Origin of the sequence: Duganella margarita, from assembly GCF_009857535.1 — a bacterium.
Lineage (GTDB): Bacteria > Pseudomonadota > Gammaproteobacteria > Burkholderiales > Burkholderiaceae_D > Rugamonas > Rugamonas margarita.
Genome location: NZ_WWCS01000001.1, coordinates 15,203 through 40,380, shown reverse-complemented (window position 1 = coordinate 40,380; position 25,178 = coordinate 15,203). Strand labels below are relative to the sequence as shown.

The following is a 25,178-nucleotide window of genomic DNA, read 5'->3' as shown; positions in this document are numbered from 1 at the left end:
TGAAATACAACGGCATAATAGGAAACCTCACATTGTGCCGGGAACAACTTGGACCGCAAACTCATCATCTTTGATTTCGACGGCACCTTGGCCGATACCCTGCCGGTGTTCTTGCAGGTGTTTGACGAAGCCGCCGACAAGTACGGTTTCAAGCGCTTCGATCCCAGCCGCAGACAAGCGCTGCGCGACCTCGACGCGCGGCAACTGATGGCGATTCATGAAGTACCACTGTGGAAGCTGCCCGCCATCGCCAACTTCATGCGCGCCAGCATGGGCCGCAATACCGACGGCATCCGCCTGTTCGCCGGCATGGATCAGGCGCTGCGCGCGCTGAAGGCGCAGGGCGTGCAACTGACCATCGTCAGCTCCAATTCGCGCAGCAATGTGCTGACGATCCTGGGGCCGGAGACGTCGGCACTGTTCAGCCAGTTCGAATGTGGCGCCTCGCTGTTCGGCAAGCTACCGAAGATCCGCAAGGTGCTCGCCGCCACGGGTGTCGCGCGCGAGCACGTGATGCTGATCGGCGACGAGATCCGCGACGCCAGGGTGTCGGCCGAAGCCGGCATTGCCTTCGGCGCCGTGGCCTGGGGCTTCAACAACGTCGATGTGCTGATTGCCGAGCAGCCTCAGCGGGTATTCCGCCAGGTCGCCGACCTGATCGGAGCGCCCGCTGCCTCCACGACGGTCTAGCGATACTGGGCCGCCTCGCCGAGGATGGCTTTCGGTTCCAGATACGCCTCCAGCCCGTACGGACCGAACTCGCGGCCGATGCCCGATTGCTTGAAGCCGCCGAACGGCGCGATCAGGTCATCGTGGATGCCGTTGATGTGCACCCGGCCCGCCACGATCTGGTCCGCCACACGGTTGGCGCGCGCCAGGTCGGTCGAGCTGACGTAGGCTTGCAGGCCGTACGGCGTGTCGTTGGCGATGGCGATCGCTTCCTCTTCGGTCTCGTAGGTCATGATCGACAGCACCGGGCCGAAGATTTCTTCCCTGGCGATGGTCATCGACGGCGTCACGCCGGCAAACACGGTCGGCTTGACGAAGTAGCCCGCCTCCAGACCGGCCGGCTTGCCCAGGCCGCCGGTGACCAGCTCCGCGCCTTCGGCGATGCCGACGCCGATGTAATGCTGCACGCGGTCGAACTGCTTCTGCGTGACGATCGGCCCCAGCGACACATTGGCGTCGTGCGGATCGCCGACCACCACCGCTTCGGCCGCCGCCTTGGCCAGCGCCTTCACTTCGTCCAGCCGAGGCGCCGGCACCAGCAGGCGCGTGCCGGCAATGCAGGCCTGGCCGTTGTTCATGTAGCAGGCCGCAATCGCGTTCGGAATCGCCTTGGCGAAATCGGCGTCGTCCAGGATCACGTTGGCGCTCTTGCCGCCCAGTTCCAGCGTCACCCGCTTCATGGTGTCGACGCCGAGGCGGGCGATCTGCTTGCCAACCGGGGTTGAACCGGTGAACGAAATCTTGCTGATATCCGGGTGCACGCTCAGCTCCGCACCAACCACGTCGCCGCGGCCGTTGACGATGTTGACTACGCCCGGCGGCAGTTCCGCCGCGTGAAAGGCTTCGGTCAGGATCTGGTTCTGGCGCGCGCTCAATTCGCTCGGCTTGACCACCACCGTGCAGCCGGCCGCAATCGCCGTGGCCACCTTGTTGGCGACGAACCAGGCGCTCGAATTCCACGGCGTGATGATGCCGACCACGCCCACCGGCACCAGCACCACCTTGGACTTGTTCACGGTCTTCACGTACTCGTGATCGTCCATGACCTGCTTCACATCCAAAAACATATTGGCGGTGTAGCGTGAGCGGCCAACGCTGCTGTTGCGCGGACCGCCGTATTCTTCGATCAGCGCGTTAGCCGCATCGTCGGCGCGCGCCAGCACCGCGTCGTGCAGGCGTTGCAGCATGGCGCCGCGTTCCGCCTTGGTGGTGCGCGAAAAGGCCGGGAAGGCTGCCTTGGCGGCGGCGATGGCGCGGCGCGTGTCCTCCACGTCGCCCAGCCGCACCTGGCCGTCCAGCTGGCCGGTGGTGGGATTGATAAGGTCGAACATTTCGGTGCCGTGCGGCGTGACGAACTGGCCGTTGATGTAGATGTGATCGATGGTGTGCATGACAGCTCCTTGGGTAGGTTGATGGAGCCATTCTAGGAATTCGCGCGCCGCCGCATCAGTGGGATTCCTGCCGCATGGTTGCCTGATTCTGCATTCCACGCCGGTGTTTTGGCATTTCGTCACAATTACGCCGCAGCTTGCCGGCGCCGGCGCTACAGTGCACGCTCAACCCCTCTTTACGATAGGCCCACATGATCACCACCACCCGCATCGGCGCCGCCAGCGCCCTGTTGTTTGCCCTGTTCCTGGGCGTGGCCCATGCCGATACCAGTGCGCCCGACCTGGAAGCGCGCCGCGCGGCGCTCAATAACCTGCTCACCGAACAATGGCAGTACACCATGCGCACCAGTCCCGAATGGGCGTCGCTGCTGGGCGATAAGCGCTACAACGATAAGTGGTCGGACTTCTCGCAAGCCGGCATCGATGCCGACATCCAGGCCAGCGCCGCCTTCCTCAAGCGCTTCCAGGCAGTGGACACCACCGGCTTCCCGTTGCAGGAGCAGCTCAACCGCGAACTGATGGTGCGCCAGTTGCAGCAGAATGTGGACGGCGCGCGCTTCAAGGACTGGGAGATGCCGCTGGCGCAGAACTCCGGCGTGCATATCGATACCCCGATGATCATTTCGGCGCTGAACTTCGAAACGGTGAAGGATTACGAGGACTACATCCAGCGTCTGCACGCGCTGCCCAAGCTGTTCGACCAGACCCGCGCGCAGATGGAGAACGGCGTGCGCGATCACCTGATGCCGCCGCAGTTCCTGATTCCGAAAATCGTCAAGCAGTGCGAGGACGTGGCGGCCATGAAGCCGGCCGACTCGCCGTACGCGGAACCGCTCAAGAAATTCCCGAAAGATTTCTCTGCCGCCGACAAGGCGCGCCTGAGCAAGGAAGTGCTGGCGGCGGTGAAGAACGACGTGGCGCCGGCGTATAAAAAGCTGGCGGTCTACACCAGGACCAAGTACCTGCCATACGGCCGCAAGGACGTGGGCATGTGGTCGCTGCCGGACGGCGCGGCGCGCTACGCCTTCAAGGCGCAGGCGTCCACCACCACCGAGATGACGCCGGAGCAGATTCACCAACTGGGCCTGTCGGAAGTGGCGCGCATCGAAGGCCAGATGCTGGCGACCGCGCAAAAGCTGGGCTACCAGGATCTGAAGAGCTTCAACAAGGCGGTGGCTGCCAATCCGGCGCTGCATCCCAAATCGCGCCAGGAGATCCTCGACCTGTATCAGAAATATACGGACCAGATGTACCTCCAGCTGCCTAACCTGTTCGGCGTGCTGCCGAAGGGGAAAGTGGAGATCAAGCCGGTGGAGGAGTTCCGCGAGAAGGGCGCATCGGCTGCGGCCTATATGCCCGGCTCCCCGGACGGCAAGCGGCCGGGCCGCGTGATGGTCAACACCGGCGACTTCGCGCACCGCTCCACCATCGATATCGAAACCACCGCGCTGCATGAAGGCGTGCCCGGTCACCACATGCAGCTGACCGTGGCGCAGGAGATCCAGGGTCTGCCCGACTTCCGCCAGCAAGGCAACTACACCGCCTACGCGGAAGGCTGGGCGCTGTACTCGGAGCGTCTGGGCGAGGAGCTGGGATTCTATAAAGACCCATACAGCTACTACGGCCATTTGCAGGACGAGATGCTGCGCGCGATCCGCCTGGTGGTGGACACCGGCCTGCACTCGAAGCAGTGGACGCGCCAGCAGGTGGTGGACTTCTTCCACGCCCACTCGGGGATTGAGGAAGTAGAAGTGCAGAGCGAGACCGACCGCTACATCGTCTGGCCGGGCCAGGCGCTGGGCTACAAGATCGGCCAGCTAAAGATTCTTGAGCTGCGCGACTACGCCCGCAAGGAACTGGGCGACCGCTTCGACATCCGCGCCTTCCACGACCAGGTGCTGGGCGCCGGCGCATTGCCGATGGATGTGCTGGAGGCGCACATCAAACAGTGGGTGGCAAGCCAGAAGCAGGCTTGATGCCCTGAAGCCGGCGCAGGTCGATCCTGGTCACCCACCAGGCGCGGTTCTGGAAGGTGAAGTCCAGCGCGCCGATGGCGATAACCTTGCCATCGGCGGCTTGCGCTTCAGCGGGCGGCGGCAGCACGTCGGTGTCGCTCTTGTTGTCGGACAGATAGTCCAGCGCCTGCATCAGGCGCGGGTCGTCGCGCTTCATGGCGGCGCAGACGCCGTACTGGTCGCACACCTGCACCGGAAAGGCGATGAAGCGCACCGCGCGGTCCAGCATGTCGCCGTTGCGCAGGTAGTTGAACACCCAGCCGGCGGTGTCGCCCAGGTCGCGCGCGCGGGCCAGGATGGCGTCGTTCTCCTGCAGCAGCTCGACCCGCATCGAGCGGTTTTGCGAGAACAGCATGTCGTCCACGCGCCAGCCTTCGTCTTCCTGCACCAGCACATAACGGATCTGGCGGTCATAGGCGGTGCCCATGTCGGGATAGACGTTGAAGGTGGCTTCCACTACGTTGTCGCCGACGCGGCTGATGCGGAAGCTGGAGCGCTCGAAGTCCAGGCTGGGCGAGGCTTCCTGCGCATCGAGGAATACATCGCTGTCGGCGCCATAGCCGCAGATATCGTCGCTGCGCGACAGGCTGTAGCAAAGCTGGTTGTTGGCGTCGATCAGCGCTTCCAGTTCCGGCGTGAAGAAGCCCGGCGGCACCTGGCTCGGTTGGCGCTTGTCCGGCCGCGCCAGATGGTCGCGGTAGAAATCGGTGATCAGGTCCAGTTGCTGCTGCTTCTCCGACCACGCCTTGTCGGCCAACAGTCCCACCATGGCAAACACGAACAAGCCTATGCCCAGCGGCAGCAGGCGCTTCTTATTGATCTTCATGGTGCGGTCCGTAGTTTCTTGATGTCCTGCATAGGCGGTGCGCCGAACAGGCGGCGGTATTCGCGGCTGAACTGGGAGGCGCTTTCGTAGCCCACTTTGTAGGCGGCAGTGGTGGCGTCAACTTCGCCATTGAGCAGCAGTGAACGCGCCTGCTGCAAACGTAGCTGTTTCTGGTACTGCATCGGCCCGATATTGGTCACCGCCTTGAAGCGGTGGTGCAGGCTGGAGACGCTCATATTGGTCGCCTGCGCCAGCTCCTCCACCTTGATCGGCTGGTCGTAGCGGGCCTTGAGCCAGGCGATGGCTTTGCTGATGCCGCGGTCCTGCTGGTCCAGCACCACGTTCTGGTACAACTGGCGGCCATAAGGGCCGTTCAGCATGCGGTAGATGATTTCGCGTTTCAGTCCCACCGCCAGGAAGGCCGCTTCCGCCGGCGGCGCATGCAGCAGGCGCACCAGCTGATACAAAGACTCCTGCAAGGCGTCGTCAGTCTGGCCGATGAAGGCGCCGCGTACCGGCTGTTCGGAATCGATGGTGATTTTCGCTTCCAGCACGATGGCTGCAATCTCTTGCGGATCGAGTTCGATATTCAGCAGCAGGTAGGGCTGGTCGGCCGTGGCGCTGATGATGTGGCCTGATGCAGGCATGTCGACCGACACCACCAGGTATTCGCCGGGGCCGTAGTCCAGCACTTCGTCGGAAAGGTGCACGCGCTTGTGCCCTTGCAGGATCACGCAGCACGATGGTTTGAGCACGCCCTTGGTAACGGGCGTGGGATGGGAAGAACGCAGCAGCGACAGAAACGGAATCGCCGTCGCCACCCGCTGCTCGCCCAGCGTATGCAGCTGGACGATGTCGATCATGTGATCGAGGCGGGTGGGGGCGAGATCCCGTTTCATTTTATTTCAGCAGCGGTACCAGGTATTTGCCGGTGACGCTGGCCGGATTGGCCGCCACTTCTTCCGGCGTGCCGCTGGCGATGATCTTGCCGCCGCCGGCGCCGCCTTCCGGTCCCAGATCGACGATCCAGTCGGCGGTCTTGATCACATCGAGATTGTGCTCGATGATGACCAGCGTGTTGCCCTGATCGCGCAGACGGTGGATCACTTTCAGCAGCAGGTCGATATCGTGGAAGTGCAGGCCGGTGGTCGGCTCGTCCAGGATATACAGCGTGCGGCCGGTATCGCGCTTGGACAGTTCCAGCGACAGCTTGACGCGCTGCGCCTCGCCGCCCGACAGCGTGGTCGCGCTTTGCCCCAGCTTGATGTAGCCCAGGCCCACGTCCAGCAGCGTATGCAGCTTGCGGGCGATGACCGGCACCGGCTTGAAGAACTCGTGCGCGTCTTCGACCGTCATGTCGAGGATCTCGGTAATGTTCTTGCCCTTGTAGTGGACTTCCAGCGTTTCGCGGTTATAGCGCTTGCCGTGGCAAACATCGCAAGGCACGTAGACGTCCGGCAGGAAGTGCATCTCGACCTTGATCACGCCATCGCCCTGGCACGCTTCGCAGCGGCCGCCCTTGACGTTGAACGAGAACCGGCCGGCGCTGTAGCCGCGCTCTTTCGCGGTCGGCACGGTGGCGAACAGGTCGCGGATCGGCGTGAACAAACCGGTGTAGGTGGCAGGATTCGAGCGCGGCGTGCGGCCGATCGGCGCCTGGTCGACCGAGATCACCTTGTCGAAGTGTTCCAGACCGCTGATGGTGTCGTGCGGCGCTGGTTCGGTCTGCGAACCATACAGGTGGCGCGACAGCGCCGGGAACAGCGTGTCGTTGATCAGCGTGGACTTGCCGGAGCCGGAAACGCCGGTCACGCAGGTCATCAGGCCGACCGGCAGCTTGAGGTTGACCTTTTTCAGGTTATTGCCGGTGGCCCCGGTGATCACCAGCTGCTTGTCCGCATCGGCCACATGGCGCTTGGCCGGTACCTCGATCTTGCGCGTGCCGCTCAGGTACTGGGCGGTCAGCGACTTCTTGTTCTTCATGATGTCTTTGAGCGAACCGGCTGCGATCACTTCGCCACCGTGCACGCCGGCGCCCGGGCCCATGTCGACGATGTAGTCGGCGGTGCGGATCGCGTCTTCGTCGTGTTCCACCACCAGCACGCTGTTGCCGATGTCGCGCAGGTGGCGCAAGGTGTCGATCAAGCGGTCATTGTCGCGCTGGTGCAGGCCGATCGACGGTTCATCCAGCACGTACATCACGCCGGTCAGGCCGGAGCCGATCTGCGACGCCAGGCGGATACGCTGCGCTTCGCCGCCCGACAGGGTGTCGGCGCTGCGGTCGAGCGACAGGTAATCCAGGCCGACATTGTTGAGGAATTGCAGGCGCGAGATGATCTCTTTCACCACGCGGTCGGCGATGTCCTTCTTCGCGCCTTTCAGTTTCAGCTGCTCGAAGAACGACAGCGTTTCGCGCAACGGCTTCTCGGCGATCTCGTAGATGGCCTTTTCCTGCTTGCCGGTGCCGACCTTGACGAAGCGCGCTTCGATGCGCAAACGCGCGCCTTCGCACGACGGGCATTTTTTCTCGTTGATGAACTTCGACAGCTCCTCTTTCACCGCCATCGAATCGGTTTCGCGGTAACGGCGCGCCAGGTTGTTGACCACACCTTCAAAGGTATGTTCCTTGACCACGGTGCGGCCACGCTCATTGATGTAGGTGAACGGGATCGAGGTTTTGCCAGAGCCGTTCAGCACCGCTTCCTGCGCCGCCTTCGGCAGCTTTTCAAACGGCACATCCAGGTCGAATTCGTAAAACGCCGCCAGGTTGGACAGCATGGCGAAGTAGAACTGGTTGCGGCGGTCCCACCCTTTGACCGCGCCGGAAGCCAGCGACAGGTTGGGGAAGGCGACGATGCGCTTCGGATCGAAGAACTCGATGTGACCGAGACCGTCGCACTCGGGGCAGGCGCCCATCGGGTTATTGAAGGAGAACAGGCGCGGCTCCAGCTCCTGCAGCGAGTAGCCGCAGATATTGCAGGCGAACTTGTTGGAGTAGACGTGGGTGGCGCCGCTGTCCATTTCGAATGCCACGGCGCGGCCGTCGGCCAGGCGCAGCGCGGTCTCGAAACTCTCGGCCAGGCGCTGCTTGATATCCGGGCTGACCTTGACGCGGTCGATCACTACGTCAATGGTGTGCTTCTCGGTTTTCTTCAGCTTCGGCAGGTCGTCCACTTCGTAGATCTTGGCGTCGTGGGTGCCGCTCTGCACGCGGAAGCGCACGAAGCCCTGCGCCTGCATCGCTTCAAACAGGTCGGAGTGCTCGCCCTTGCGGTTGGCCACCACCGGCGCCAGGATCATCAGCTTGGTGTCGGCCGGCAGGGCCAGCACTGCGTCGACCATCTGCGACACGGTTTGCGCGGCCAGCGCCTGGTCCGGGTGGTTGATGCAATAAGGCGTGCCGACGCGCGCGTACAGCAGACGCAGATAATCGTGGATTTCGGTCACGGTGCCGACCGTGGAACGCGGATTGTGCGAGGTGGCTTTCTGCTCGATCGAAATGGCCGGCGACAGGCCCTCGATCAGGTCCACATCCGGCTTTTCCATCAATTGCAGGAACTGGCGGGCGTAGGCCGACAGCGATTCCACATAGCGGCGCTGGCCCTCGGCGTACAGCGTGTCGAACGCCAGCGAGGATTTGCCGGAACCGGACAAGCCGGTAATCACAATCAGCTTGTTGCGTGGCAGGTCAAGATTGATGTTTTTCAGGTTGTGCGTGCGTGCGCCGCGGATGCGGATCTGTTCCATGGGATTTTTGGCCTTTAGAGTCAACCCGTCACTATAGCCGGGTTTGATTACTTGCGCCGGGCGCGCGCTGGTTCGTGCGTGCGCAGGCTAACACTGTACATAATACCAGTATTTTCTTGCGCCGTTTCAACTTGCCTGATGTGAACGTTGCTGCAACGCTTCGCCGATCATCACCAGCACCGGACCCTGCGCGGCGTCCAGCCCGTTGGCCAGGCCGTCCAGCGTCAGGCGCAGGATGCGCTGGTCGGCGCGGCTGCAATTTTCCACCACCACCACCGGCAGATCGGGGCGGCGGCCCTCGGCCAGCAGCCGCGCGGCGGTCGCGGCCGCTTCCCGGCCACCCATGTATTGCACCAGAGTATCGGTTTCCGGCAGCGCGGGATGGTCCGGCTCGTCCGGTGCAGTGCTGGAGGTGAAAAAGGCGACGCTGCGGGCCACGCCGCGACGGGTCAGCGGCTGCTTGGTGACGGCGGCGGCGGCCAGTGCGGTGGTAATGCCGGGCACCACTTCGACTTCGATGCCTTCCGCTTCCAGCGCGCGCAATTCCTCGTCGGCGCGGCCGAACAGCATCGGATCGCCGCCCTTCAGGCGCACCACCAGCTGGTACTGCTGCGCGCATTCCACCAGTTGCTGGTTGATCAGCGTTTGCGCGGTCGAGCGCTGGCCGGAGCGTTTGCCGACCGAAATCAGCCTGGCCTGCGCGCACAGGGCCAGCATTTCGGGCGTGACCAGTGCGTCGTACAGCACCACGTCGGCCTGCGCCAGCAGACGCGCACCGCGCACGGTGATCAGGTCGTCCGCTCCCGGCCCTGCTCCGATCAAATAGACTTTCCCCAGCGCTGCCATACATTCCCTTTTTGACGATTCAGGACGAATGATACCGGCTGCGGCGTGGTTTGACTTCGTTTAGGCAATGAGGGGCTGCTCGAAGGTTGATGCAAGTCTGGGCCTGCATACGCGATAAGAGTAACCATCTTTCGTACGCCTTATCACACCAGAAAAACGACGAGGAATAATTTTTCTTTCAAATCAATTGGTTACTATCACATGGACAAACACTGGATTGTACAGGCGCTTACCTCCCTTAAGTCCAGCCTTGAGCCTGTACCGCATGAATTGAATGAGCTGGACTGGAAGGTGCGTTTATCCGACAACAAAGATCGGCTTACAGAGCATCTTATTGCTTTTGCCAACCATCCCAATGGCGGATTTCTTGTTTATGGCATTGCTGATGTTGACGCCAATTTGGTTGGGGTTGGTCAAATACAAGTGGAAGAGATTACTCGTCGGCTTGCGAATCTGGGCCGCGATACGGTAGATCCGCCGCTTGTTCTTGACCATGCAATTGTTGATTATGGAAATACGCCCCTGCTGTTTGTGCACATTCCTGAATCGTTAAACAAGCCCGTACACAAGCGGGGAAAAAGTATCGAAGAGGCCTGGATTCGTTCTGGCGGAACGACGCGTAAGGCCGCCCGCTCCGATGTGGGCGCACTGATGTTGCATAGCCATGCGCCAAGGTGGGAAGAGTTACGCGCGACCTCGCTTTTGTCTGCCAGTGAAGTAATTGCGAAGTTGGACATCGAAACAATGAGCAAGCTTTTGCAGCGTCCACTGCCGGGTAGAGATCATGATCTACTGCATTGGCTGAGTGAGCAGAGCATGGTTGTGGCGGATGGAGCGGGCTATTACATTACCAACCTGGGTGGGATAGCCGCTTCGCGCGACTTGAATTTGTTCGATTCTCTCCAACGAAAGAGTATTCGCATGATTCGTTATCGTGGGACCAATAAGGTTTATACAACTGATGAACTGATCGGAGAAAAAGGTTATGCGGTAGGTTTTGAGGGCTTTATAGATTACCTTAAACGGGTATTGCCTCACTCCGAAGTCATCCTGCAATCATTGCGAGAGCAGGTCAGTCTTTATCCTGAAATCGCTCTACGCGAATTGATGGCTAACGCTTTGATTCACCAAGATTTCAGCATCAGTGGCGCAGGTCCGACAATTGAAATCTACGATGATCGAATCACCTTCACAAATCCAGGCACTTTGCTGCCTGGTAAGCGCCTTGATCGCTTGATCGGTACGACTCCCGAGTCACGTAATGAGCTTCTCGCATCAAAATTCAGGCTGTATCGCATCTGCGAGGAAAGGGGCACGGGGTTCCAAAAAGTGGTCTCGGCAGTCGAACTTTTCGGCATGCCGCCCGTGCTCTTCACGCCTTTAGAGAACGCATTTCAGGTAACGCTTTACGCGCCGCGCCAATTTTCCGATATGCCTCAGGCCGAGCGCATTGAGGCGTGTTACCAGCATGCCGTCCTGCAATATTTTTCAAGCCAGGCACTAACGAATACCACACTGCGCACTCGCTTCAAGGTCAGCGAACGGCAGCGAAACCAAATCACCAATTTAATAGCGGATGCAGTCGAGGCCGGTCGAATAAAACGAAAAGACACGACGGCCGGGAATAAGTTCGCGGAATACATTCCATACTGGGCGTGACGATCCTGGCGGTTCCACTGCGAGGGCTAACTCACTCGGGTTTAGCTTGGCACGCGTCCGGCGGCTAGTGTAAGATGCGACCCTTGGGTGCGCCATTTTGTTGTAAAGGCGTTAAACGGGAAACCGGTGTAAATCCGGTGCAGCCCCCGCTGCTGTAAGCCAGACGACTCCGTCTACACGTCACTGCCGTCACACGCGGGAAGACACGGAGAAGGATGAAGGCGAGCCAGAATACCGGCCCAAAAAGTCCAGCACCATTCCCCGGGGTCACGGGAAGCCGCTGTCGACCCCGGCCGCCTGTCCCATGCCTCCCGTCGACCGTCCTCTCTGCTCCCGCCTTGGTGTCCATCCAGCCCATTCGACGGGAGGTTTCGAATGCACATCATGGAAGGCTTTTTGCCGCCAGCGCACGCGCTCGGCTGGGCAGCCGTTTCCTTACCTTTTCTGGCGTGGGGCCTGCGCGCCATCGGCCGCGACCTGCAGGCGCATCCCGAACGCCGCATGCTGCTCGGCGTGGCGGCGGCGTTCGCGTTTCTGCTGTCGGCGCTCAAGCTGCCGTCGGTGACGGGCAGTTGTTCGCATCCGACCGGGGTGGGCCTCGGCGCGGCGCTGTTTGGGCCGGTGGCCATGGTGCCGGTGGGCTTTGTGGTGCTGCTGTTCCAGGCGCTGCTGATGGCGCACGGCGGCCTGACCACGCTCGGCGCCAATGTGTTTTCGATGGCGATTGTCGGGCCGTTTGTGTCGTACGGCGTGCTGCGCGCGGTGGCGGCGATGGGCTTCTCGCGCTCGGTGGCGGTGTTCATGGCCGCCAGCCTGGGCGACCTGGCGACGTATGTGACCACTTCGGTGCAACTGGCGCTGGCGTTTCCGGCGGCGGTGGGCGGCTTTAGTGTGTCGTTCTTCAAATTTGCCGGCATCTTTGCGCTGACGCAGGTGCCGATCGCCATCAGCGAAGGTTTGCTGACCGTGCTGGTGGTGAATGCCATGGTACGTTTCAACGCCCACGAACTGCGTTCGCTGCCGGTGATGATGCTTGGCGCGCGCAAGGGTGGCGCATGAAGGCCCGTACCGTGCTGGTATGGCTGGCCATCGTGGCGCTGACGGTGCTTCCTTTGTGGCTGGTGAGCGCGCCGCCGGCCAATCCGGGCGGCGAAGCATCTGCACTGTTTGCCGGTGCGGACGACCGCGCGCAGCGTGCCATCGGCGATATCGCGCCGGGCTACAAGCCGTGGTTTGCACCGGTGTTCGAGCCGGCCAGCGATGAAATCGCATCGTTGCTGTTTGCGCTGCAAGCGGCCATCGGCGCCGGCGTGATCGGCTTCTGGCTTGGCCTCTCGGTCGCCCGCGAACGCGCGTCGAAGGTCTCATCGCCGCAGGACCAACGTGCTGATTGAATCGTCGGCCTACACCAGCCGCTGGCGCGATGTGGCGCCTGCTGCCAAGGCGCTGTTTGCGCTGGCGGGCTTCGTCGCGGCCTGGCTTGCGCGCAGCCCTGTCGCATACGCCCTGCTGACGGCCATGCTGGTGCTGGCCGCGCTGCTCGGCGCGCGCGTCCAGTTGCGCAACTACGTCGCGGTTGCGCTGCCGCCGCTCGGCTTCCTGCTGCTGTCCTGCCTGACCATGCTGTTTGGCCCGGACGCCAACGGCCATTGGAACGTCACCACCACCATGCTGCCGACCATCGAGCATCTGGCACTGCGCTCGTTCGCCATGCTGGCCGCGATGCTCGGCCTCGTGCTGACCACACCGCTGCCCGACCTGCTCGCGCTGCTGCGCAAACTGCGTACGCCCGAGCTGCTGCTCGATCTGATGGTGCTGTGCTACCGCATGCTGTTCGTCATGCGCCAGGCGTGGGACGAAAGCATCACCGCACAAACCGCGCGTCTCGGCTACGGCAGCTGGCGTCAGGCCTGGCGCTCCACCGGCCTGTTGGCCGGCCAGATGGCCGTCCAGGTGTGGCAACGCGCCGCCGCGCTGCAAACCGCTGCCGACGCCCGCGTCTACCAGGGCACGCTGCGCTTCCTGCCCACCGCCTATCCGCAAGCAGGCCGCCAAATGGCCAGCGCCGCACTGGCTGGCGCGCTAATGCTGGCCATCGCTTTGGGAGACCGCCTGTGAGCGCGCCGCTGCTGGAACTGCAAGCCGTCAGCCACGTCTACCCCGACGGCAGCGCAGGCCTGGACGACTGCACACTGACGCTGCACCGCGGCCGCCGCTACGCCCTGCTGGGCGCCAACGGCGCCGGCAAGACCACCGTGCTCCAGCACCTCAATGGGCTGCTTCGTCCCACCGCCGGCACGCTGCGTCAGGACGGCCAACCGTTCGACTACAGCCGCAAAGGCCTCACCGCACTGCGCACCCGCGTCGGACTGGTGTTCCAGAACCCGGACCGCCAGCTGTTCTCCGCGCTGGTGGAAGAAGACGTCTCTTTCGGCCCGCTCAATCTTGGCCTGCACGAGTACGAAGTGCGCCACCGCGTTGCTGCCGCACTCGATGCGGTAGGCCTGCGCAGCCACGCGCGCCGAGCCGTACACCAACTAAGCTTCGGCCAGAAAAAACGCGTCTGCATCGCCGGCGTGCTGGCGATGGAGCCGGACGTGCTGCTGCTGGACGAACCCATGGCCGGCCTCGACGCCCCCATGCAAACCGAATTGACAGCACTGCTGGACCGCCTCGCCGCGCGCGGCGTCACCATCCTGCTGTCCACCCACGACATCGACTTCGCACTGCGCTGGGCCGACGACATCCACGTGATGGCGGCCGGCCGCTGCATCGCCTCCGGTCCCGCGCAGCAACTGGCCGCGCAGACCGACGTGCTGCAAGCGGCCGGCCAGCGTCCGCCGGCCGCACTGGCGCTGCACGCGGAACTGGTGGCTCTCGGCGTGCTGCCGCAAGGCCCGGCGCCCCGCAGCGTCGATGCGCTGCTGGATACGCTGCGCGCACTCAAACAATCAGGAGTAATCACCGCATGACCACCCTCGGAAAAATCTGGTTCGTCGGCGCCGGTCCCGGCGACCCGGAACTCATCACCGTCAAAGGCCAGAAGCTGCTGTCGCAAGCTGGCGCGGTGCTGTTTGCCGGATCGCTGGTCGACCAAGCCGTCACGCTGTACGCTCCGCCCGGCTGCGCCATCCGCGACTCCAAGGACATGACGCTGGAAGACATGACCGCATGGCTGATCGACCAGGCCAGCCGGCACGCCACCGTGGTGCGCCTGCAGACCGGCGACCCGGCGCTGTATGGCGCGCTGATCGAACTGGCGCGTCCACTGACCGACGCCGGCATCGAATGGTCGGTGGTGCCGGGCGTGTCGTCGGCGATGGCGTCGATGGCTGCCGCCGGCGAATCCATGACGCTGCCCGAGGTGACGCAAACCGTCATCCTCACCCGCGTTGAAGGCCGCACGCCGATGCCGGAGGGCGAAGATCTCGCCAGCCTGGCCGCGCACCGCACCACCATCTGCATCTTCCTGTCGATCACCTTGATGCACAAGGTGGAAACTGCGCTACGCGCCGCCGGCTGGGCCGAGGATGCGCCGATGCTGGTGGTGCATAAGGCCAGCTGGCCGGGAGAACAGAAAATCGTCCGCGGCACGCTGGCCGATATCAAACAAAAGTGCCGGGAGGCCGGCATTGCGAGCCAAGCGATGATCGTCGCCAGCCCCACGCTGGGCGCGCTGCACTGGGAAACCCTGGCGCGCTCCAAATTGTATGACCCTACATTTACCCATCGTTTCAGAAAGGCGAGCGCATGAACCAAGTTTCCAAGGACACGATCCTGATTGTCGGCCACGGTTCCCGCGAGGATTCCGGTAACCAGGAGATTCGTGAATTCACGGAGCAGTGGCGCGCGCGCCGTCCGGATTGGCGCATTGAGTTGTGCTTCATCGAGTTTGCGCCGCCGGAGATGAACGCGGCCTTGCTGAGTGCTGCACGCAGTTCGCGCCGGGTGCTGGTGGTGCCGCTGATTCTGAACGCGGCCGGTCACGTGAAGATGGAGATTCCGGAAGCGATCGAGCAGGCGCGTTTGGCTTGTCCGCAGACCGAAATCCTGCTGGCGCCGCACCTGACCGCATGCGATCCGATTCTGGCGATCCTCAAGCGCCGCCTGCGCAAGGCCATGAACGCGCTGGATATGCCCGACCCAACCACCACCGGCGTGGTGGTGCTGGGCCGTGGCTCGTCCGACCGTGGCGCCAATGGCGAAATGGCCAAGATGGCGCGCTGGCTGCTGGAAGAGGGCGATCATGAGCTGGTCGATCTGGCGTTCACCGGCATTACCTGGCCGCGCCTGGAGAAGGTTGTGCAGCGCCATGTGCTGCTGGGCATGCGCCAGGTTGTGGTGCTGCCGTATTACCTGTACACCGGCACGCTGATGCAGCGCATTCACCGCCAGGTGGAAAATCTGCGCCTGCAGTATCCGCAGGTGCGCTTTGCTTGCAGCGAGCATTTCGGCTTTGAGAAAGAGATTTTTGAATTGATGGACCAGCGCGTGGAAGACCTGCGCGCCGGCGTGCCGGATAGCCGCCTGCCGTGCGACGGCTGTACCTACCGCGTCATTGCGCACGATCTGGGCCACGGCCACTCGCACGCGCATACGCACGATCACGCTCCGGCTGCGCCGCACGATCACGGCCACGCGCACGAACATGATCACTCGCATGACGCCCACGCCCATGCACACGGCCACGGACACGAACATGATCACGCGCACGACGGCCATGCACATGACGATAGCCATGCGCATCACGACCATGTGCACGATCACGCCCATGGCCACGAGCATCCGCACGCCAAGCCCGAGGACCAGCCAGCATGAGCACCGTGAACACCGTCACCGAGCAGCTAACGCGCGCCGGCCAGGTCATCGAGCATGACAGCTTCGCCATCATCGACGCTGAAGTCGGCCCGCACACCTACACCGAAGGCCAATGGCCGATCGTGCGCCGCATGATCCACGCCAACGCCGATTTCGACTTCAACGGCCTGACCGACTTCCATGCAGACGCGGTGGAAGCCGGCGTCCAGGCCATGCTCAAAGGCGGCACGCCCGTCGTCGCCGACGTCGAAATGATCTGCTCCGGCCTGTCGCAACCGCGCCTCGGCCACTTCGGCATGAAGCCCCACCAGTTCATCAGCGACCCGGACGTCATTGAAACCGCCAAGGCCGAAGATACCACGCGCGCTGTGCAGGCGATGCGCAAGGCGCACCGTCTCGGCCTGCTGGACAACGCCATCATCGGCATCGGCAACGCCCCTACCGCGTTGATCGAAGTGGTACGCCTGATCCGCGAAGAAGGCGTCAAGCCTGCGCTGGTGGTCGGCATGCCGGTGGGCTTCGTCTCTGCCGCCGAATCCAAAGACCTGATGGCGGAACTGACCGACGTGCCGTGGATCGTCATCCGTGGCCGCAAGGGCGGCTCCACGCTGGTGGTGGCAACGCTGCACGCGCTGCTGTCGCTGGCCGAAGCCCGTCAAAAGGCCGCGCCATGAAAGAAAAAACGGCTGCCGAACGTGGCACCCGTACCGGTTTCACCACCGGCGCCTGTTCTGCCGCCGCTGCACGCGCGGCGGTGCTGGGTCTCGTCCATGGACAAGTACCGGCAGAAATCGAAAGCCTGCTACCCAACGGCACACGGGTGACGTTTGCCATCCATGACGGCAGCTGCGGCGATGGCCGCGCGCATGCAATGGTCGTCAAGTTTGCCGGCGACGATCCCGATTGCACCGACGGCGCGCACATGACGGTCGATCTGCGTCTGCTGCCCGGTGAAGCCGGCGTGGTCTCGTACGTGTCAGGCGATGGCGTCGGCACCGTCACCATGAAAGGCCTCGGCCTGGAAGTGGGCGGTCCGGCCATCAACCCGGTCCCGCGCAAGAACATCGCCGACAACCTGCGCGAAGCCGCGCCGGCGCTGCTGGCCGAACACGGCATCGAAGTCACCATCAGCGTGCCGGACGGCCAGGTGATGGCCAAGAAAACCACCAATGCCCGCTTGGGCATTTTAGGCGGCATCAGCATCCTCGGCACCACCGGCATCGTCAAGCCGTATTCCACCGCCGCATGGCGCGCCAGCGTGGTGCAGGGCGTGCAGGTTGCCGCCACCGCCGGCTACAACCTGGTCGCGCTGACCACGGGCGGCCGCACCGAAACCTTCGCCATGACGACGCTGCGCGCCGAACGTCCCGAACTGCCGTCTGCCTGCTTTGTGCAGATGGGCGACTTCCTGCGCTATGCGCTGGATGAAGTGGTCGCGCAAGGCATCGAGCTGGTGGTGATGGCGGTCATGGTCGGCAAGCTGACCAAGATCGCGCAGGGCGAAACCATCACCCACGCCAACCGCAGCGAAGTCGATACCGACCTGGTGGCGGAAATCGCCCGCCGCATCGGCGCCACAGAAGAAGACTGCGCCGCCATGGCCGCCGCCGAAACCGCGCGCTTCGGCGCAGAGCTGATGGTGGAGCGTGGCCTCGGCGATGCCTTCCACCACGCACTGGCGCAAGCCGCCATCGACACGCTGACCGCGCCGGACCGCTATGGCCGCGCGTTCCAGCTGCGCGTGCTGGTGTGCGATTTCAGCGGCGTGCAGGTGGCGGACGTCTGGTCCGCGCCGGCCGAGCCGCACGAACGTCCCGCCAGCGCTGGCCGCACCGGCGTCGATCACTTACCGGAAACCTAAGAATGGAAATCAAAGATCCCAATCCCTGCCGCGTCATCGGCGTGCTCGATGACGGCGTCGCCAGCCTGAATGCCACCGCACTGGCCTTGCTGCGCAGTGCTGATGTGATCATCGGCGGCGCGCGCACCCTGGCGCTGCTGGAACGCGAATTCAAAAGCGGCGCGGTGCGCCATGACCTCACCGGCAAGCTGAAAGAAGTGCCGGAGTGGGTCCGCGCAGCGCGCGCCGACAACATGGCGTGCGTGGTGCTGGCCACTGGCGATCCACTGTGCCATGGCATTGCGCCGTATCTGGCGCAGCACCTGTGCGTGGAAGCGCTGGACATCCTGCCTAACCTGTCGACCTTGCAGCTAGCCTGCGCGCGTATCGGCCTGGCGTGGCAGGATGCGCGCATCGTCTCGGTGCACGCCAAGGATGCCGGCGAGTGGCAGCGCGGCGCCAGGCCGAGTCACGGCCTGTATGCATTGGCGCAAGCCACGCGCCAGCATGCGCGCCTGCTGATCCTGACCAGTCCTGACAACTCGCCCGACCGCATCGCGCGCCTGCTGGTGGCGGAAGGCCTGGGCGACGACTTCCTGATGGCGGTGGCGGAAAACCTGCTGCAACCGGAAGAACGCGTGCTGGCCGAACTGACGCCGCAGCAAGCGGCCGAGATGAAGTTCGCAGCGCTTAACGTGGTGCTATTGTGGCGCATCACGCCGGCCGCGCGACCGGTGCGATTCGGCCTGGCCGATACGGAATTTGCGCAACGCCAGCCGGAGAAGGGTCTGATCACCAAGCAGGAAGTGCGCGCCGTCAGCCTGGCGCGCCTGCAACTGCATGCGGACAGCGTAGTGTGGGACATTGGCGCCGGTTCCGGCTCGGTGGGGCTGGAGGCGGCGCGTCTTTGCCCGCAAGGCCACGTCTACGCGATTGAAAAGAACGACGCCGATTTCGGCATCGCCGGACAGAATCACGCAGCCTTCGGCGTCAGCAACTACAGCCTGCATCTGGGTAAAGCGCCGGAGCAGCTGGATACCTGGCCCGATCCGGATGCGGTCTTCATCGGCGGTTCCGGCGGCGAACTGGCGGGACTTATCGCCGGCATCATTGCGCGCCTGCGTCCCAACGGCACGCTGGTGATGAACTTCGTCACGCTGGAAAACCTCGCCACCGCCACCGCCACGCTGCAAGCAATCGAAGGCGTCAGCTGGGACGTGCTGCAACTTCAAGCCGCGCGCAGCAAGCCTATCCTGCACATGCACCGCATGGCTGCCGAGAATCCGGTATGGATCGTCTGCGCACGCCGGGAGGCTGACAATGACTGATCAAGCGACCAAGCCCGGTACCCTGTGGGGCATCTCGCTCGGCCCCGGCGATCCAGGCCTGATTACGCGCGCCGCGTGGGAAGCGCTGCAACGCCGCGACACCATCTGGGTCTACCCGGCACGCAGCGGCAAGACGCCCAGCTATGCCTTCGACATCGTGGTGCGCTCCGGCGTCACGCCGCCGGATCATCACACGCAGCTGCTGTTCCCCATGACGCATGACGGCGAAAAGCTGGGCCGCGCGTGGCTGCGCGCTGCCGACACCGTGCTGCCATGGCTGCGCGAAGGCCGCGATGTGCTGTTTCTGGTTGAAGGCGACGCCAGTACTTACGCCACCTTCGGCCACCTGGCCCGCACCGTCAACGCCATCGACCCGCAGGTGCCGGTGCAGATCATCGCCGGCGTCAACTCCTTCACGGCCGCCTGCGCGAAAGTGCCGGTGCCGTTCTCGGAGCAGGACGACACGGTCGCCATCGTGCCGGCAGCCTACGGCGTCAGCGCGGTGGACCGCCTGCTGCCGGACTTTGACACGCTGATCCTGATGAAGGTGAAGCCCATCCTCGACGAATTGATCGACTGGATGGAGCGCCGCGACTTGCTGGACGGCGCACACTTCATCGAACGTGTCGGCGCGCCGGACGAACGCCGCTTCAGCGGCAGCGACATCCTGACCCTGCGCGGCACCAAGGTCAGTTACCTGTCGCTGCTGATTATCAAACACCCGCACCGTATTCGCGGTGAACGCATCAAGGGCTGCCTGCGCAAGGATGGCCCACAACCTCACTCCCTGGAGACCACTGCATGAGCACCATCATCAACCAGCCGGCACCGCGCGTATGCCTGGTCGCCATCACCAAGCATGGCGCCGCACAGGCCGCGCGCCTGGCCGCCGACCTGCCGGAAGCGGACATCTGCACCTCGGCCAAATTCGCCGCCACCTTTGCGGAAGCCAGCAACACCGTGCGCGCCTACGACGGCGCACTGCGCGACGAAATCGGCCCGCTGTTCGCCGGCTATGACCAGATCATCTTCTTCGTCTCGCTCGGCGCCGTGGTGCGCCTGATTGCGCCGCACCTGCGCAGCAAGGACGAAGACCCAGGCATCATCGTGGTGGACGACGCCGGCCAGTATGTGATTCCGGTGTTGTCCGGCCACGTCGGCGGCGCCAACGAATGGAGCGAACGCGTGGCCGACCTGCTAGGCGCCGCGCCGGTGCTGACCACCGCCTCCGACGTCGGCCGCACGATTCCGGTCGATATCCTGGGACGCCACCTCGGCTGGAAGGTGGAGGCGCCGAAGATCAACATCACGCGCGTCTCGGCCCACGTGGTCAACGGCGAACCAATCGCCTTCGTGCAGGAAGCCGGCAGCCCGGATTGGTGGACGCGCCCGACGCCGCTGCCGGAGAACATCCACCGTTTCACCAGCTTTGACGAGGTGCCGCTGGACCGCTATGCCGCGCTGCTGTGGGTGACGCACGCCGACGTGCCGGCCGAACGCTGGACCGCGCTGACCGAACGCCTGGTGGTCTACCGCCCGCCGCAGGAAGCATGAGTCCAGCCTTCACCATAGGCCTCGGCTGCGACCGCGGCGTGCTGCTGCAGACGGTGCGCGAAGCGGTGCAGGCCGCGCTGGCCGCCGCCGGCGCGCAACCGCAGCAAGTGGTGGCTGCCGCCAGCATCACGCTGAAGAAGGACGAAGTGGCGCTGCTGGCGCTGGCCGAGGAAAACGGCTGGCCGCTGCACTTCTACGAAGCCGAACAACTGGCCGCAGTCGACGTGCCGCATCCATCCGAGACCGTGCGCAAGTACACCGGCACGCCATCGGTGAGCGAAGCGGCGGCGCTGCTGGCCGCCGGACCGAATACGCCGATGACCGCGCTGGTCGTCGAAAAACATAAACACAAAGGGACGGACGGCCGCAATGCCACCGTCTCCATCGCAAGGAAAACACCATGAGTGGAGCTGGAAAAATCATGCTGGTCGGGATAGGCCCGGGCAGCGTAGAACACATGACGCAGCGCGCGCGCGACGCCATCGCCGAAGCGGATGTGGTGATCGGCTACGTCACCTACATCAAGCTGGTGGCGGATCTGATCGAAGGCAAGGAGATCATCCGCAAATCGATGACCGAAGAACTGGACCGCGCCATCAGCGCGCTGGAAGCGGCGCGCGCCGGCAAGAAGGTGGCGCTGATTTCGTCGGGCGATGCGGGCGTCTACGGCATGGCGGGTCCGACCTATGAAGTGCTGTTCCAGTCCGGCTGGACGCCGGACGATCCGGTGCAGGTGGAAATCGTCCCCGGCGCCTCGGCGCTGAACAGCTGCGCCGCGCTGGTTGGCGCGCCGCTGACGCACGACTTCTGCGCCATCTCGCTGTCCGACCTGCTGACGCCATGGCCGACCATCGCCCGCCGGCTGGACGCGGTGGCCATGGCCGATTTCGTGGTCGCGCTGTACAACCCGAAAAGCGGCCGCCGCACGCGCCAGATTGTTGAGGCCCAGCGCCTGTTTCTGCGCCATCGCCGTCCGGACACTCCGGTGGCCATCGTCAAGAGCGGTTACCGCCGCCGCCAGAACATCGTCTTCACCACGCTCGATGCGATGGCCGAAGCCGACATCGGCATGCTCAGCACGGTCCTGATCGGCAACAGCAACACCTTCGTGCGCTACGGCCTGATGGTGACGCCGCGCGGCTACGCCAACAAGTACGACATGGAAGAGGGCGGCGCCACGCGCGAAGGCGAAAAGGCAGGCCGTTCGCTGTCGACCGGCCTGCTGGGCTGGCTGGAAACGCTGCAGGCCGAGCACGCGGCCGGCGACAGCATCGAGACGCTGGCTGCGCGCCACCGCCTGCCGGCCGACTACATCCGCGACACCCTGAATGAACCGGTGGAAGCCGAAGCCGCCGCCAGCGAGGAGAGCGAAGCATGACTGACGCCGTGATCAAGCCGAAAATCGGCAATTACTACCGCCACATCCTGATCTGCACCGGCCCGCGCTGCGCCCAGGACGGCGCCTCGCAGGCGCTGTTCGACAGCCTGGGCGACAAGTTCAAGGCCGCCGGGCTGAACGAAGGCGAGTTGCGCGTCAAGCGCAGCCGGGTCAGCTGCTTTGCCGCCTGCAAGGGTGGTCCGATCATGTGTGTACAGCCGGACGGCACCTGGTATTACAACGTCACGCCCGAGAATATGGACCGCATCATCGACGATCACCTGTGCAACGGCAAGCCTGTGGAAGAGTTGGTATTCCACCAGGCGGGCAACACGGATTTTGAGCGATAACAAACGGTCGGCGTGCGGAATCTAGGGTCCCAAGCCAAAAGTGAGCTAAACTTCTACTTTCGCCGAACACATTTGGAGTTTTAATAAAATGGCATCAGTCAACAAAGTCATCATCGTCGGCAATCTGGGTCGCGATCCTGAAATTCGCTACATGCCGAGCGGTGATGCGATCGCCAACATCGCCGTGGCGACCTCGTATAAATCGAAAGACCGCAACACCGGTGAGCAGAAAGAGCTGACCGAGTGGCATCGTATTTCGTTCTTCGGCCGTCTGGCGGAAATCGTTGGCCAGTACCTGAAAAAAGGTTCGTCGGTCTACGTCGAAGGCCGTCTGCAGACCCGTAAGTACACCGATAAAGATGGCGTCGAGAAATACGCAACCGACATCATCGCGGAAAACATGCAGATGCTGGGCGGTCGCGCCGGCATGGGCGGCGACGCCGGCATGGACGACGGCAACAGCTACGGCGGTGGCGGCGGCGGTTACGAAGCCCCACCACAGCGCCAGGCACCGGCCCCGCGCCCGCAAATGGCGGCCCCGGCGCCTGCCCCACGCCCAGCACCACGTCCAGCACCGAACTTCTCGGATATGGATGACGATATTCCGTTCTAAACCAGCTTAGCTTGGGAAAGTAAAAATCCCCATAACTCCTTGAGGTTATGGGGATTTTTTATATTTTAGGGGCCGGATTATTTGCAGACGTAGGCCTTGCCGATCCACTCGCTGGTCATGCTGGTACCTTGCTGCGACCAGACGACGTCGGTGGCTTTCAGGCGTACGGCTTCGTTCATGGCCTTGGCCTTGGCGTTCTTGGTGCCGATGCCGGCGCTCAGGCCGACAAACACCGAGTCGGAACCGTAGACCGGACCTGCCAGCTTGCAGGACTTCACGTCACTGTCGTTGACTTCGCGGAGGTTGTTGGGCGTGACGGTGGTGCAGGCGGACAGCACTGCCAGGCTGCCGAGGCAGGCCAGTACGCGTTTGATGTTGTTCATGATTTCTTTCCGTTAGTGTGATTATTGGGCCGCCTGGCTGGCCAGCACATTGCCTTTCTTGTCGACCAGCTCGACCTTGAGGATCTGCGCCTGTACTACCTTCTTGCTGACGTCGGCGTCCTGCACGTAGCCGTACACCACCAGGTGCATCGCTTCGTACTTGCTGCGCAAGCCTTCGATCACGCGCGCCTTGTCTTCTTCCGGCACGTTGAGGTAGCGGAAGCTGGCGCCGTTGTTAAAGCCGATCTTGTAGCTGCTGTTGTCGCCAAAGTAGCGGTACGAGCCCTTTTCCCACAGCGATGAATCGAGCGGGAAGCCTTTTTTCTCGAAGTCATATTTCTGCACCGGGCTGGCAATCTCCAGCTTGACGTAGCGCTGCTGCGCCGCCTGCGCCACGCCGGCGTCGATCTTCACTTTCAGCGCTTTCAGCAGATCGTTTTTCTTGAACTCGTCGGAGGCGGTGGCGTAGTCGCGCGAGTAGCTGGTCGCGACTTCGTTGTAGTCGACCGGCATGCCGGCCACGCCGAGGTAGGCGAACATCAGCTGGTTGCCGCTTTCGATGTCGGTGTAGCTACTGGCCGGCGTGTTCGGATCGCCTTTCGGCAGGGCGGCGCGCGCCTGTTCCTTGGCTTGTTCGGCCATGACGGCCGGCTTGGCGGCGTCGGTCAGGTTCGGCTTGACGTCGGCGCCGGCCGGCACGGTGGCGGCCTTGTCGCCGCAGGCGGCCAGCAGGGCCAGCGTCAGCAGGCTGGCGGCAGGGAGGATACGGAATGGATGGCGCATGATGGTTCCTTGATCAAGTTAAAGAGGGTTCAAGCCTTGGCGGCGAGGAATTGGATGGCGCTGCGACCGGCCAGGTAGAGGCTGGCCGCCAGCGCCAGGTAGCCGCCAATGCCTATGGAGATGGCGCGCATGGCTTCGCGCAGCATTTCATTGCCGACGTTTTCGGCCATGCGTGCACCCTGGCCGCCGCCGAACATGCTGGCGGCGCCTTGCGCCTGCTTCAGGCCATCGCTGATGCCGAGGTAGACCATCAGCGCCACCAGCAGCATGAAGGCCAGCGGCAGCAGGCCGCCCAGGTAGGCGCGCTTGTCCTTCCAGACTTGCGGCGCCAGCGGCGCGATCAGGGCGACGATGCACAGGAAGGCGTAGATGCCGCCACCGCCGCCGCCACCCATATCGCTAAAGCTGGTCATCAGCGTGGCCGGCGAGTTGAGCACGCCGAGGATTTTCCAGAACGACAGTCCGATGCGGTAGCTGGACGAGATCTGGATGGCGACGGTGTTGAGGAAGAACCAGCCGGCCACTAGTGCCGCCATGGCGACCAGCGTCGGCACGCCGAAGCGCGCGGTCAGGCCGGCGGCCAGTTCGCCGCCTTTGGCCTTGGCGGCCTGCATCGCCAGTTCCGCTTGCTCCTTGGCCAGTTGGGTGTCTGCCACCGGGACCACGGTCCGCAAGACGCCGACCTCATCCAGGTCGGCTTCGACCACTAGGCCGACCTTGGGCGGCGTGTCCGACTTCCAGTGCGCTTCCAGCGTGAACGGATGCTGTACGCCGTCGATACTCAGCAGGCCGGGGCCGGCGTTGGTGTCCCGCAAAATCTTGCCGCGTTTTTTCATGATGCTGTTTCTCCTCTCCAGTTCCAGTGCCGCACACGCAGCCTGTCGCGGGGTTATTCGTAAGCCTGGAGAGCACGGTTCA

At 63.4% G+C, this 25,178-nt stretch carries 26 protein-coding genes and 1 riboswitch; of the genes, 18 read left to right on the top strand and 8 right to left on the bottom strand.

Annotation, left to right across the window (positions count from 1 at the left end; translation table 11 throughout):
• Positions 1-48 precede the first annotated feature (48 nt).
• Positions 49-690, top strand: coding sequence for an HAD hydrolase-like protein (locus GTP55_RS00190; protein ID WP_161043005.1), 642 nt, complete (start codon positions 49-51; stop codon positions 688-690).
• Here GTP55_RS00190 and GTP55_RS00185 read toward each other — a convergent pair.
• Positions 687-2,120 (bottom strand): aldehyde dehydrogenase family protein, encoded by a 1,434-nt coding sequence (locus GTP55_RS00185; RefSeq protein ID WP_161043004.1) that lies wholly within the window; start codon positions 2,118-2,120, stop codon positions 687-689. The genes GTP55_RS00190 and GTP55_RS00185 overlap by 4 nt on opposite strands.
• Positions 2,121-2,311: 191 nt before the next feature.
• Between GTP55_RS00185 and GTP55_RS00180 the strand changes: the two genes are divergently transcribed.
• The gene (locus GTP55_RS00180) at positions 2,312-4,096 is read left to right on the top strand and encodes a DUF885 domain-containing protein (protein ID WP_161043003.1); all 1,785 of its coding nucleotides are present in this window, start codon (positions 2,312-2,314) and stop codon (positions 4,094-4,096) included.
• Here the strand turns inward: GTP55_RS00180 and GTP55_RS00175 are convergent.
• The 4 genes from GTP55_RS00175 to cobA all read right to left on the bottom strand — a co-directional run bounded on the left by GTP55_RS00175 (position 4,062) and on the right by cobA (position 9,554).
• Positions 4,062-4,961: a hypothetical protein gene (locus GTP55_RS00175; RefSeq protein WP_161043002.1), complete on the bottom strand. Its 900-nt coding sequence runs from the start codon at positions 4,959-4,961 to the stop codon at positions 4,062-4,064. The genes GTP55_RS00180 and GTP55_RS00175 overlap by 35 nt on opposite strands.
• A complete protein-coding gene (locus GTP55_RS00170) occupies positions 4,958-5,860 on the bottom strand; it encodes an AraC family transcriptional regulator (RefSeq protein WP_161043001.1) in 903 nt (300 codons plus the stop codon). The genes GTP55_RS00175 and GTP55_RS00170 overlap by 4 nt, the downstream gene beginning before the upstream one ends.
• Before the next feature lies 1 nt (position 5,861).
• A complete protein-coding gene (gene uvrA / locus GTP55_RS00165; protein ID WP_161043000.1) occupies positions 5,862-8,708 on the bottom strand; it encodes an excinuclease ABC subunit UvrA in 2,847 nt (948 codons plus the stop codon).
• Between the two features lie 126 nt (positions 8,709-8,834).
• The gene (cobA, locus tag GTP55_RS00160; protein ID WP_161042999.1) at positions 8,835-9,554 is read right to left on the bottom strand and encodes a uroporphyrinogen-III C-methyltransferase; all 720 of its coding nucleotides are present in this window, start codon (positions 9,552-9,554) and stop codon (positions 8,835-8,837) included.
• A 201-nt stretch (positions 9,555-9,755) separates the two neighbouring features.
• On the opposite strand from cobA, the gene GTP55_RS00155 reads away from it, so the two are divergent.
• The 16 genes from GTP55_RS00155 to ssb all read left to right on the top strand — a co-directional run bounded on the left by GTP55_RS00155 (position 9,756) and on the right by ssb (position 23,094).
• Entirely contained in the window at positions 9,756-11,213 is a 1,458-nt protein-coding gene (locus GTP55_RS00155) for an ATP-binding protein (protein ID WP_161042998.1), read from the top strand.
• Positions 11,214-11,281: 68 nt separating this feature from the next.
• Positions 11,282-11,470: riboswitch (cobalamin riboswitch) on the top strand.
• Positions 11,471-11,588: 118 nt separating this feature from the next.
• Positions 11,589-12,272, top strand: a complete 684-nt coding sequence (locus tag GTP55_RS00150) for an energy-coupling factor ABC transporter permease (RefSeq protein ID WP_110845827.1) — start codon at positions 11,589-11,591, stop codon at positions 12,270-12,272.
• Complete coding sequence (locus GTP55_RS00145; RefSeq protein WP_161042997.1) at positions 12,269-12,607, top strand: energy-coupling factor ABC transporter substrate-binding protein; 339 nt, start codon at positions 12,269-12,271, stop codon at positions 12,605-12,607. The genes GTP55_RS00150 and GTP55_RS00145 overlap by 4 nt, the downstream gene beginning before the upstream one ends.
• Entirely contained in the window at positions 12,597-13,331 is a 735-nt protein-coding gene (gene cbiQ, locus GTP55_RS00140) for a cobalt ECF transporter T component CbiQ (RefSeq protein WP_161042996.1), read from the top strand. The genes GTP55_RS00145 and cbiQ overlap by 11 nt, the downstream gene beginning before the upstream one ends.
• Complete coding sequence (locus GTP55_RS00135; protein ID WP_161042995.1) at positions 13,328-14,185, top strand: energy-coupling factor ABC transporter ATP-binding protein; 858 nt, start codon at positions 13,328-13,330, stop codon at positions 14,183-14,185. The genes cbiQ and GTP55_RS00135 overlap by 4 nt, the downstream gene beginning before the upstream one ends.
• Entirely contained in the window at positions 14,182-14,967 is a 786-nt protein-coding gene (cobM, locus tag GTP55_RS00130) for a precorrin-4 C(11)-methyltransferase (RefSeq protein WP_161042994.1), read from the top strand. The genes GTP55_RS00135 and cobM overlap by 4 nt, the downstream gene beginning before the upstream one ends.
• Positions 14,964-16,031 (top strand): sirohydrochlorin chelatase, encoded by a 1,068-nt coding sequence (locus GTP55_RS00125; protein ID WP_161042993.1) that lies wholly within the window; start codon positions 14,964-14,966, stop codon positions 16,029-16,031. Before cobM ends, GTP55_RS00125 begins: the two co-directional genes overlap by 4 nt.
• Positions 16,028-16,705 carry a precorrin-8X methylmutase gene (locus GTP55_RS00120; RefSeq protein ID WP_161042992.1) on the top strand — a complete coding sequence of 226 codons (678 nt, stop codon included), beginning with the start codon at positions 16,028-16,030 and terminating at the stop codon, positions 16,703-16,705. The genes GTP55_RS00125 and GTP55_RS00120 overlap by 4 nt, the downstream gene beginning before the upstream one ends.
• Positions 16,702-17,892, top strand: coding sequence for a cobalt-precorrin-5B (C(1))-methyltransferase (locus GTP55_RS00115; protein ID WP_161042991.1), 1,191 nt, complete (start codon positions 16,702-16,704; stop codon positions 17,890-17,892). The genes GTP55_RS00120 and GTP55_RS00115 overlap by 4 nt, the downstream gene beginning before the upstream one ends.
• A gap of 2 nt (positions 17,893-17,894) precedes the next feature.
• Positions 17,895-19,199, top strand: coding sequence for a precorrin-6y C5,15-methyltransferase (decarboxylating) subunit CbiE (gene cbiE / locus GTP55_RS00110; RefSeq protein ID WP_161042990.1), 1,305 nt, complete (start codon positions 17,895-17,897; stop codon positions 19,197-19,199).
• Complete coding sequence (gene cobI, locus GTP55_RS00105; RefSeq protein ID WP_161042989.1) at positions 19,192-20,004, top strand: precorrin-2 C(20)-methyltransferase; 813 nt, start codon at positions 19,192-19,194, stop codon at positions 20,002-20,004. The genes cbiE and cobI overlap by 8 nt, the downstream gene beginning before the upstream one ends.
• Entirely contained in the window at positions 20,001-20,753 is a 753-nt protein-coding gene (locus GTP55_RS00100; RefSeq protein WP_202423409.1) for a cobalamin biosynthesis central domain-containing protein, read from the top strand. The genes cobI and GTP55_RS00100 overlap by 4 nt, the downstream gene beginning before the upstream one ends.
• Complete coding sequence (locus tag GTP55_RS00095; RefSeq protein ID WP_161042988.1) at positions 20,750-21,157, top strand: cobalamin biosynthesis protein; 408 nt, start codon at positions 20,750-20,752, stop codon at positions 21,155-21,157. The genes GTP55_RS00100 and GTP55_RS00095 overlap by 4 nt, the downstream gene beginning before the upstream one ends.
• The gene (cobJ, locus tag GTP55_RS00090) at positions 21,154-22,131 is read left to right on the top strand and encodes a precorrin-3B C(17)-methyltransferase (RefSeq protein WP_161042987.1); all 978 of its coding nucleotides are present in this window, start codon (positions 21,154-21,156) and stop codon (positions 22,129-22,131) included. The genes GTP55_RS00095 and cobJ overlap by 4 nt, the downstream gene beginning before the upstream one ends.
• Positions 22,128-22,481 carry a (2Fe-2S) ferredoxin domain-containing protein gene (locus tag GTP55_RS00085; RefSeq protein WP_161042986.1) on the top strand — a complete coding sequence of 118 codons (354 nt, stop codon included), beginning with the start codon at positions 22,128-22,130 and terminating at the stop codon, positions 22,479-22,481. The genes cobJ and GTP55_RS00085 overlap by 4 nt, the downstream gene beginning before the upstream one ends.
• A gap of 88 nt (positions 22,482-22,569) precedes the next feature.
• Positions 22,570-23,094, top strand: coding sequence for a single-stranded DNA-binding protein (gene ssb / locus GTP55_RS00080; protein WP_161042985.1), 525 nt, complete (start codon positions 22,570-22,572; stop codon positions 23,092-23,094).
• Between the two features lie 77 nt (positions 23,095-23,171).
• On the opposite strand, the gene GTP55_RS00075 is transcribed toward ssb, so the two are convergent.
• Genes GTP55_RS00075 through GTP55_RS00065 form a run of 3 tightly spaced genes read right to left on the bottom strand, consistent with a single transcriptional unit; the run spans position 23,172 to position 25,096 of the window.
• A complete protein-coding gene (locus GTP55_RS00075; protein WP_161042984.1) occupies positions 23,172-23,477 on the bottom strand; it encodes a hypothetical protein in 306 nt (101 codons plus the stop codon).
• 21 nt (positions 23,478-23,498) lie between these two features.
• Entirely contained in the window at positions 23,499-24,260 is a 762-nt protein-coding gene (locus GTP55_RS00070; protein WP_161042983.1) for a hypothetical protein, read from the bottom strand.
• 29 nt (positions 24,261-24,289) lie between these two features.
• Positions 24,290-25,096: a hypothetical protein gene (locus GTP55_RS00065; RefSeq protein WP_161042982.1), complete on the bottom strand. Its 807-nt coding sequence runs from the start codon at positions 25,094-25,096 to the stop codon at positions 24,290-24,292.
• Positions 25,097-25,178: the final 82 nt, after the last annotated feature.